Here is a 10,372-nt window from a genome sequence, read left to right on the forward strand (position 1 = left end):
GGTCAGGGGGGCGACATGCGTCGGATGCCCGCCGGTCATGGGCGGGGTCAGCCGGGAATCAGCCGAGTTGCCGCCCAAGGCAGCCGTTGACGGGGTGCGTGGCGGTAGTGCCGGTGGTGGTCTTGGGGTGGCCGCGGGCCGCCGGGGTTCTGCCCGCAGGTGCCCGCGGGTTCCCCGGGGAAGAGCGGGTGGCCGGCCCCGGACGCGCGGGCGCGGGGTGCCGGGTCCGTGCCGGGCCCAAGGCGGTGCGGATTGCTCCGGCGCGGGCGCCGGGCAGGTGTGGCGCGGCGGTCTGCTCCCCTTGTGTTGATGGGGGATGCGGGTCCGGTGGCGTTTGCGAGCTCATGAACGGCTCCTGTGCGGAACCGGCGTGCGGCGGGTGGACCGGTGCCGATGGGGACGGGGGTTCGCGGGTGGCTCAGTTCTCGGGTACGAGGTCCGGTAGGCGGGGCCGGCGCAGTCGGCGGCGGTAGGCGCGGGCGTTCCACGGCCAGACGACCGGGGTGCCGTCCGGGCCGAGGTAGTAGCTGTGGCAGCCGCTCGCCCATACGGTGCGGGGCAGCGCCGACCGGGTGTGCCGGAGGAAGGTGTCGGTCGCGTCCTCGGTCGGTTCCAGGACGTCCGCCTGTCCGCGGTGCAGGGCGCGCAGGCACTTGGCGATGTACTTCGCCTGGATTTCGGCTGCCGCGATCGAGGACTGGTTGCCGGACGGGCTGTAAGGGCCTTGCATCATGAAGAAGTTGGGAAATGAGGGGACCATGACCGAAAGGTAGGATCGCGGCCCGGGCTTCCAGTGGTCGGCCAGCGGGATGCCTTGTCGGCCGCGGACGGTGATGGGATGCAGATAGGCCTGGGCGTCGAACCCCGTGGCCAGGACGAGGACATCGGCGGGGTGTACGGTCCCGTTCTCGGCCTCTATCTCCTGTCTTCCCGCCGCTGCCGCCGGAGAGTCCACCAGGGTGACGTCATGCCGGGCGAGGGTGCGGTAGAAGTCGGTGCCCAGGAGTCCTCTCCTGCACAGGGGCTGGTAGTCCGGGGTGAGCTTCCGCCGGAGGCCGGCGTCGTGGACGGCCGCGCGCAGGTGCCACCGGCATGCCCGGGACAGCAGTTCCCGGGTGATGCCCGGGTGAACGGTGCCTTCCAGCAAGGTCTCCCACAGCACGCGGTTGGCGTTGTAGTGCAGTTCTCGAAGGCCCGGAATCGTCCGGTACAGCAGGCGTCCCAGGCGTGAGTAGCCGATGGATCGGAACGGGAGTATCCAGGACGGCGTGCTCTGGAACACCACGAGGGATCGCGCCACCGGTGCCAGGGCCGTCACGATCTGGATGGCGCTCGCTCCGGTTCCCACCACGGCCAACCGCTTGTCCTGGAGGGGTATTTGGTGGTTCCAGCGGGAGGTGTGGAAGACCGGTCCCTCGAACGCGTCGAGCGCCTTGATGTCCGGCATCCGCGGCACGCGCAGAAATCCTGTGGCCGCGACGACCGCGTCGAACCGTTCCGGGGGGCATCCGCGTACTTCTACGATCCATTGCCGTGCGGGCTCGTCCCATGTGAGTGTCTCCGCTTCACGGCCGAAACGAATGTCGTTGTCCACACCGAGTTGCCGGACGACCTTTTCGATGTAGGTGAGGATCTCGCTTCCCGACGCGAGGCTCCTGGTCCAGTCGTGGGCCGGGCCGAAGGAGAAGCTGTAGTAGCGGGAAGGTAAGTCGCACGCCACGCCCGGGTACGTGTTGTCCCGCCAAGTTCCTCCCACGCGTTCCGCTTTCTCGAACGCCACGCAGGTCACTCCTGGAACCGTTCGGAGATAGTGGACCGCGCAGATCCCTGAAACGCCCGCTCCTATGACGGCGACACGAATTGAACGACCCACGGCAGCCACCGAGCTTCGTGAGGAGGGATACGGGAAGTGGATACCGCCGAGTCTGGGGCAGGGGTGGTGGGTCCGTCGACGGGTGACGGCCCGTAAATCCGTGAATCGGTTGAAACTTGCCCGCTTCTCATGATGTGTCTCGCCGCACGCGACGTGTCCGTTCACAGCCTTCGAGGGCGCCGGGCTTCGGCGGCGCGGGGCGTGGCCGGCGTCCGGGCAGTGGTTCGCGCGACGGCGCTGCGGGCCGCGGGGGCAGAGGAGTTGGCAGGTCGGACGCGGCCTGGAACAGTCGGCCGCCGGGGGGCGGATGCGTCACCGTCGTCAGGCGCGTGGGTGGATGTCCTGGCACGCGGGTGCATGACCGCGTTGGCACGGGACACGTGTTTCTCGCACATCTATCAGACCGAATATGCGGTTTGCGATGATTTGATCCGTCAGGTCTTGAAAGCCCGTATTTTCCGAAGCGGCATCCAGGCCGTGGCGGTCGTCGTCGGCTCCGCGGGCATCCCGGTCGCGGCCTTCCGCCAGAGGCGCTGTTCGCGTCCGCCGGATTTCAACAAGTTCACTTGATCAGTGGTTTCTCCTCGGTGACAGGAGGCCGTTCGGGCGGGCACAGTGTGTCGCCTCAGGGTGATCAGTCACACATATGGCAAGGAGCTTCCGTTGCGTGCGATACCCGTTGCTGTCATAGGGATCGGCTGCCGTCTCCCCGGCGGGGTGAATTCTCCCGACGTGCTGTGGAAAACTCTCCGGGACGGTGCGGACATGATCGGAGAAATTCCCGCCGACCGCTGGGACGCCGAGGAGCATTACTCACCCGAGGTGGGCGCCAGCGGCGGCTCGGTGTCCCGCTGGGGCGCGTTCCTCGAAGACGTCCAGGGATTCGACGCGGCATTCTTCGGTATCGGTGACAGCGAGGCCCGGGCCATGGACCCGCAGCACCGGTTGTTACTGGAAACGGCCTGGGAAGCGGTCGAGTCCTCGGGTTTGCCGCCCTCCTCGCTCGCGGGCACCAGGACCGGTGTCTTCGTCGGGCAGTCGCACGACGACTACACCCTGCTCAGCCTCGACGCGGGAGTGCTGGACGGGCCCTACGGTTTCACCGGCAACGCGTGGAGCATGGCGTCCGGCAGGATCGCCTTCGCGTTGGACCTGAAGGGCCCGGGGCTGACCGTCGACACCGCATGCTCGTCGGGGCTGATGTCCGTCCACCTGGCCTGCCGGAGTCTGGCCGAGGGCGAGTGCGAGACGGCGCTGGCCGGCGGCGGCCAGGTGCTGCTGGCCCCGGAGGTGAGTGCGTCGGCCTCCGCCCAGGGCATGCTGTCACCGACCGGGCGCTGCCGTGCCTTCGATGCCTCCGCGGACGGGTTCGTGCGGTCCGAGGGATTCGTCATGGTGTTCCTCAAACGGCTGGAGGACGCACGACGCGACGGCGACCGGGTACTGGCGGTGATCCGGGGAACCGCGGTGAACCAGGACGGCCGTACGGGCACCATCACCAAGCCCTCGCGGCAGGCGCAGTCGGACGTCTACCGCGCCGCCCTGGCCGCCGCGGGGGTGGCGGCCGAGACCGTCGGCATGGTGGAGGCGCACGGCACCGGTACACCGGTGGGCGACCCCATCGAGTTCGCCGGGCTCTCGGAGGTGTACGGACGCGACGGTGTGCGATGCGCGCTGGGGTCGGTGAAATCCAACTTCGGGCACACCGAGGCCGCGGCAGGCGTACTCGGGCTGGCCAAGGCGGTTTTGGCCGTGTTCCACTCAGTGGTCCCCGCCAGTCTGCACTTCACGGCCCTCCCGGAACAGCTTCGTACGGTGGACAGCGGCCTGTTCGTGCCCACGAGCCCCGTCGAGTGGCCCGTGCCCGGCGGTGTGCGGCGCGCGGCGGTGTCGTCCTTCGGTATGACGGGCACGAACGTCCACGCCGTGCTGGAGCAGGCACCGGATCCGGAGCCGCCCTGCCCTGCCGATACCGCAGGCCCGTGGGAGGACATGCTGTTCCCGGTCTCCTCCTCGTCCGTCGAGGAGCTGCGGGCGACCGCGCGCCGGCTGGCGGACTGGGCGGAGGCCCGGGAGAGGGACCGGAAGCAGGAAGGGGCGGCGCCCGTCGAGGCGCGGGAGGTGGCCTACACCCTGGCCCGCCGGCGCGGGCACCGGCCCGTACGCGCCGCGGCTCTCGCCCCGGATCTGTCCGGCCTTGCCGCTCGTCTGCGGGAGATCGCCGAGGACGACACGCTCCGTCCCTGTGTTCAGCGCGGTCACGGCGGCCCGGTGCTGGTGTTCTCGGGGCATGGTTCCCAGTGGGGTGGGATGGGCCGGGACCTGCTCGCCCGGGAACCGGCGTACGCGGCCGCCGTCGACGAGATCGAACCGCTCATAGCCCGTGAGGCCGGGTTCTCGGTCCGGGAGGCGATGACCTGCCCGGAGACCGTCACCGGCATCGAGCGTGTCCAGCCCGTGCTGTTCGCGATGCAGATCGGTATGGCGGCGGCCCTGCGCGCGCGTGGTGTCGTACCCGGCGGCGTGATCGGTCACTCGATGGGAGAGGTCGGCGCGGCCGTGGTGGCCGGCGCCCTCACCCTGGAGGACGGGGTCAAGGTGATCTGCCGCCGGTCCGAGCTGTGTGCCCGCATCGCCGGGGCGGGAGCGATGGCGTCCGTGGAGTTGCCCGCGTCGGAGGTACGCGAGGAACTGGAGCGGGCGCGCGTCGAGGACGTCGTGGTGTCGGTGATCGCCTCGCCACTGAGCACCGTCATCGGCGGGGTGGCCTCTTCCGTCCGGCGGCTGGTGCGGGCATGGGAGGAACGGGGCGTCATGGCCCGCGAGGTCGCCGTCGACGTGGCGTCGCACTCTCCCCAGGTCGACCCGATCCTCGACGACCTCGTGAAATGCCTGACGGATCTGACACCGGGTCCCGCGGCGGTGCGTTACTACAACGCGTGCCTCGACAGCCCGTTGACGGCACCGGAGTTCGACGCCGCCTACTGGGTGGACAACCTGCGCCGTCCGGTCCGCTTCGCGGGCGCCGTGCGCGCGGCGCTCGACGACGGACACCGTGTCTTCGTCGAGCTGGCCCCCCATCCGCTGCTCACGCGCGCCGTGGAGCAGACCGCCGAGGCCCACGAGACCCCCGCCGAGGCCATCGCGTGCATGCGGCGCGGAGTGGGACTGCCCCAGGGCCTGGCGCCGGCCGTCGGCCAGGTGTTCACGGCCGGGGCGACGGTGGACTTCGCGGCCTGGTACCCCTCGGGGCGGCTGCTCGACGTCCCCCTGCCGTCGTGGACGCACCGGCACTTGTTCGTGCGGCCCGCGGACCGGGATGCCGCTGGGCCGGGGCGGGCAGGACATCCGCTGCTCACCGCGCATGTGCGCTTGCCCGAGCCGCAGGAACGGCACGCCTGGCAGGGCGATGTGGGCACTGTCCCGCTCCCGTGGCTGGCCGATCACAAGGTGGGAGGGCTGGCCGCCCTGCCGGGTGCGGCGTACTGCGAGATGGCGCTCACCGCCGCGCGTACGCTCTTCGGTGAAGGCGCCGTCGCCACCGACATCCGGTTCGAGGACCTGCTCACGCTCGACGCGCACACGACCGTGGTCGCCACGGGGGAGGTCCAGGAGGCGGGCACGGCCCTCTTCACGGTGCACACCACCGACGACGACGCCCGGACCGTGCGGGCCACCGCCACCCTCAAGGCCGCCGGCACCGGGCCGGCGGAGCCCGCGCCGCTGGATGTACCGGCCCTGCTCGCCGCGCACGCCGGCACGATCGAAGGCGAAGCGCTGCGGGACATGTTCGCCGCACGCGGTGTCCAACTGGGCCCGGCCTTCGCGGCGGTGACGCGTGTGCACACCGGCGACGGGCACCGCACCACGCTCGCCGAACTGGCCCTGCCGCCCTTCCTGCACCGGAGCCGGAGCGACTATGGCGTGCATCCCGTGCTCCTGGACGCCTGCTTCCAGTCGGTCGCCGCGCATCCGTCCCTGACCGGACCGGCCGCGCCCGAGGGGCTGCTGCTTCCCCTGGGCGCCGACAGTGTGCACGTCTTCGGCCCGCTGCGGCAGGCACGGTACTGCCGGGCGCGGCTCACCGGCCAGGACCGTCGCCAGGTGACCGCCGACCTCGATGTCGTCGACGAGTACGGCGCGGTGCTGATGCGCGTGCGCGGCTTCCGGATGGGAGGCGGCGACTCCGGCGGCCTGGACTCCCTGCTGCCGGAACGGCTGATGGCCGTCGACTGGATCCCGCGGCCCCTGCCCCCCGCGCCGGTCCACGCCGACGGGGGCCGGTGGCTCGTGGTCGCCGAGGACGAGGCTCTGACCGCGTCGCTCACCGCCGCGCTGGAAGCCGCGGGAGCCCGGTGCACGACGGTTTCCGCGACGCCGGACTCCGCCGCTTCGCTGGGTGCCTATCGCGGAGTCGTCTTCCTCCCGCCTGCCCCGGCGGCCGCGGAACCTCACGAGGAGTCCGTCCGGCTGGGGCGCGAGTACGTCAAGCGCCTGGTGCGCGTCGCCCGTTGCCTGCTCGAACTGCGCGATCCTCCGCGCCTGTTCGCGGTGACACGCGCGGCCCAGCACGTCCGCGACGAGGACCTCGTCAGCCTGGACCACGCCGGGCTGCGCGGTCTGGCGCGGGTGATCGGCGTGGAGCAGCCGGCGCTGCGCGTCACCCACATCGACCTGGCGGCCGGCACCCGGGACGGTTCCGCCGTGGCGCAGGAGCTGCTCGCGGACGAGGCCGAGGACGAGACCGCCTGGCGTGACGGCAGCCGGTACGCCGCCCGGCTGCGGATCGCCCCGTTCGCTCCGCAGGAACGGTTCACCGCCACCGTCCGCAACGACAGTGCCGGGGTGCGCTGCGGCATCCGGGTTCCAGGGGACCTGGACACCCTGGAACTGAGGCAGGCGGAGCGGATCCCGCCCGGCCCGGGCGAGATCGAGGTCGCCGTCACCGCGGCCAGTGTCAACTTCGTCGATGTCCTGGCCGCTCTCGGCCGCGGCTTCGCACCGGACGCCCGCGATCCGGAGCTGGGCGTGGACTTCGCCGGCACGGTGACGGCCGTCGGCGCGGGCGTGAGCGGTCACCGGGTCGGGGACCGGGTGACCGGTGTCCCCAGCGGCGACCGCGGGACCTGGGGCACCTTCGTCACCTGTGACGCCCGCCTGGCCATGGCTGTGCCCGAGGATCTGACCGACGAGCAGGGAGCCGCGATACCGGCCGCGTACCTGACGGCGTGGTACGCGTTGCACACGCTGGGCCGCATCGGCCGCGGGGAGCGGGTGCTGATCCACTCGGCGACCGGCGGGCTGGGGCGGGCCGCGATCGCCGTGGCCCGGGCGGCCGGCGCCGAGATACACGCCACGGCGGGCAGCCTCCAACGCCGTGTACTGCTGCGTGAGATGGGCATCGAGCACGTCTACGACTCGCGCAGCCTGGCGTTCGCCGAACAGATCCGTGCGGTGACCGGAGGCGACGGTGTCGATCTGGTGCTCAATTCCCTGACGGGCCCGGCTCAACGGGCCGGACTCGAAGTCCTCGCCCACGGGGGCCGGTTCCTGGAGGTCGGCAAGCGGGACGTGTACGAGAACACGAGGCTCGGCCTGTACCCCTTCCGCCGCAACATCTCCTTCCATCTGGTGGATCTGAACCTGCTGCGCCGGATGGACCCGGACCGGATACAGGCGCTGCTGCGCGAGGTACTCCCTCGCATCGCCGACGGCACTCTGCCCAAACCCCTGGTGACGTCCTATCCCCTGCGGCGGGCCGCGGAAGCGGTGCGCGAGATCAGCAACGCCCGGCACGACGGCAAACTCGTACTCCAGGTGGAGCGGACCGGCACCTCGAAGGTGACGGTCCCCCCGGAGCGCGTGCCGGTGTTCCGGCCGGACGGCGCCTACCTGATCACGGGTGGCCTGGGCGGACTGGGTCTGTTCCTCGCCGAACGGCTGGCGGCGGCGGGGTGCGGGCGGATCGTCCTCACCTCCCGCTCGAAGCCCGACGACCCGACGTGGCGGAAGATCGAGGAGATCCGCGCCCGCGGTGCGGACCTCCAGGTGGAATGCGGCGACGTCGCCCAGCCGGGCACCGCCCGCAGGCTCGTGGAGGCGGCGTGCGCGACCGGGTTGCCGCTCCGGGGTGTGCTGCACGCCGCCGCCGTCGTCGAGGACGCCACCCTCGCCAACATCAGCGACGAGATCATCGACCGGGACTGGGCACCCAAGGCCTACGGCGCCTGGCATCTGCACCGGGCGAGTGCCGGACAGCCCCTGGACTGGTTCTGCTGCTTCTCCTCCGGCGCCGCTCTGCTCGGCTCCCCCGGCCAGGGTGCCTACGCGGCGGCCAACAGCTGGCTCGACGCCTTCACCCACTGGCGCCGCTCGCAGGGACTGCCCGCGCACGCGATCGCATGGGGTGCCTGGACCGAGATCGGCCGGGCCAGGGCCCTCGGCTCGGACCGCGTGACAGCCGTGATCAAGGCCGAGATCACCCCTGACGAGGGCGCCCACGCCTTCGAGACCATCCTGCGGCACACCCGTGCCTTCACCGGATACGCACGGCCCGGCAGCGCGCCCTGGCTCACCGCGCTCGCCGAACGCAGCCCCTTCGCCGCCGCCTTCCGCGGCCGATCCGACGACGGCCGTGACGCGCACACCGTCCTTCAGGAACTGCGCGGCCTGTCCGCGGAGGAACGCCCCGCCCGGCTCCGGCGTCTCCTGTGCGAGCAGGCGGGTGCCATCGCACGCACCACCGTCGACCCCGACCGGCCCTTCGACGGCTACGGGCTCGACTCCCTCGGGACGCTCGAACTACGGGTCCGGCTCCAGGCCCATACCGGGGTCCGGCTCACCTCACGCGATCTCGCCACCCATCGCACGGCACGCGCCCTGGCGAACCACCTTCTGTCCCTCCTCGCATTCGACACCGAAGAAGAACGGGCATGAGCCACCCCATCGTGCTGACCGGGGCCACCGGATCGCTGGGCGGTCATCTGGCGCACGCGCTCCTGGCGGGCACGGACGCGACCCTGCACTGCCTGGTCCGTGCCCCCACGGACCAGGCCGCCGGGCAACGCCTGCGCACACATCTGCGCCGGATGGGACCCCTCGGGTCCGGTGAGCGGCTCGTGGCGGTCGCCGCGGACATCCGCGAACCGCGCCTCGGCCTTTCCGCACGACGCTACGCCGAACTGGCCGAGCAGACACGCGAGGTGCACCACTGTGCCGCCCATGTGCACATGAAGGCCCCCTACCGAGAGCTGGCGCCGGCCAATGTCGGCGGCACCCGGCACCTGCTCGACTTCACCCACGAGGCCATCGAGCGACAGGGCACAGCAGTCGCCTTCCACCACGTCTCCTCGGCCAGCGTCTTCATGTGGGCCCGCAACACCGGTCTGGCCGCTGTCGACGAGAGGACCGAACCGACCATGGAGACCGCCGGCCCGCTCGGCTACACCCGGTCGAAAGTCGCCGCCGAACGTGAGGTCCGCGCGGCCGGGTCCCACGGTGTACCGACCGCCGTCTACCGTCCGGCCATGGTCGTGGACTGCTGCCCCGTGGCCACCGTCTCCTCATCGGACATCCTCGCGCCACTGGTCAGAGCGATCGCGGCCCTCGGCCTGGCTCCCGCAGGCGCCGGGCCGTTCCCTCTCGAGACAGCGGAAGAGGTGGCGCGGCAGATCGTGGCCCTGTCCCGCCCGGGCGGCGCTCCCCACCGGGTCCGCCATCTGTTCCGGCGCGAGCCCGTCCCCCTGAAGACCGTCGTCGCCGCCCTTCGCGGGACAGGTACCACGGTGGCCGAAGTCCCCGTCGAGGACTGGCTCGACGCCCTCGCGAAGAACCCCGACGAGCCGGACACCCTTCCCCTTCGCGGCGTGGGCGAGGTCGGGAACTGGCTCCTGGGGGCAGGCACGGACCGACGGGCACCGGTGATGCACAGCGAGGCCACCTGGCGGGAGCTGGGACGGACCGGTTACCGGGCCGCTCCCCTCGACGACGCCTACCTGGAACGGTACGCGCGCTCGATCACCACCTGAAGGCCGTTCGTCCCCGGCCGCATCACGGTTCGTGGTCTTGCGGGTCGCCTTCGGCCCGGACCGGGAGCGTGAGGTGACCGAGGGCGTCTCCACATGTCCTCGGGTGCGGAACCGCCGGTCAGCAGACGGTCAGGGGCGTGTCAGCGGGGCCTGGCACGGTAGTACCCGTGAACGGCGCTAGGGCCTGTCTGACAATTCCCGTCTGCCGCGCGACGCCATGCACGCACTCTCGCGGCACCGGGCGCAGACCCAAGTACGTCCAGTACGAGGGCCTACGCCCGGCACCCCGAGAGCACGCACCTGACGCCGCGCGGCCGCCCTCCGGGCGACGACGGGAATTGTCAGACAGGCCCTAGAGCACAGGCCGGACGCGAGGAGAGGTGCCCGGAGCGGCTCATCGGGGACCAGGGCAGCAGCCCGAAGTCGGACCCGCAAGGGTCCACGCAGGTTCGAATCCTGCCCTCTCCGCAAC

At 71.4% G+C, this 10,372-nt stretch carries 4 protein-coding genes and 1 tRNA gene; 4 read left to right on the forward strand and 1 reads right to left on the reverse strand.

The genetic code is table 11. The features are described from left to right. Positions 1 to 418: 418 nt before the first annotated feature. On the reverse strand, positions 419 to 2,038 hold the full coding sequence (locus CCN72_RS10050) for an NAD(P)-binding protein (protein WP_107430083.1): 1,620 nt from the start codon (positions 2,036 to 2,038) through the stop codon (positions 419 to 421). A 192-nt stretch (positions 2,039 to 2,230) separates the two neighbouring features. Between CCN72_RS10050 and CCN72_RS10055 the strand changes: the two genes are divergently transcribed. The 4 genes from CCN72_RS10055 to CCN72_RS38930 all read left to right on the forward strand — a co-directional run bounded on the left by CCN72_RS10055 (position 2,231) and on the right by CCN72_RS38930 (position 10,368). After that, positions 2,231 to 2,443, forward strand: coding sequence for a hypothetical protein (locus tag CCN72_RS10055; protein ID WP_086807213.1), 213 nt, complete (start codon positions 2,231 to 2,233; stop codon positions 2,441 to 2,443). Positions 2,444 to 2,503: 60 nt separating this feature from the next. After that, positions 2,504 to 8,809, forward strand: coding sequence for a sulfolipid-1 biosynthesis phthioceranic/hydroxyphthioceranic acid synthase (gene pks2, locus CCN72_RS10060; protein WP_279630226.1), 6,306 nt, complete (start codon positions 2,504 to 2,506; stop codon positions 8,807 to 8,809). Then, a complete protein-coding gene (locus tag CCN72_RS10065; protein WP_086807214.1) occupies positions 8,806 to 9,900 on the forward strand; it encodes an SDR family oxidoreductase in 1,095 nt (364 codons plus the stop codon). The genes pks2 and CCN72_RS10065 overlap by 4 nt, the downstream gene beginning before the upstream one ends. 374 nt (positions 9,901 to 10,274) lie before the next feature. Then, positions 10,275 to 10,368: transfer RNA gene (locus tag CCN72_RS38930), tRNA-OTHER, on the forward strand. The last annotated feature ends 4 nt before the right edge of the window (positions 10,369 to 10,372 follow it).

Source organism: Streptomyces murinus (assembly GCF_002154555.1).
Classification (GTDB): domain Bacteria; phylum Actinomycetota; class Actinomycetes; order Streptomycetales; family Streptomycetaceae; genus Streptomyces; species Streptomyces murinus.

Bases quoted from the DNA above. Each gene is read 5' to 3' on its own strand.
- CCN72_RS10055 (WP_086807213.1), top strand. From the start codon at position 2,231: ATGACCGCGTTGGCACGGGACACGTGTTTCTCGCACATCTATCAGACC.
- CCN72_RS10065 (WP_086807214.1), top strand. From the start codon at position 8,806: ATGAGCCACCCCATCGTGCTGACCGGGGCCACCGGATCGCTGGGCGGT.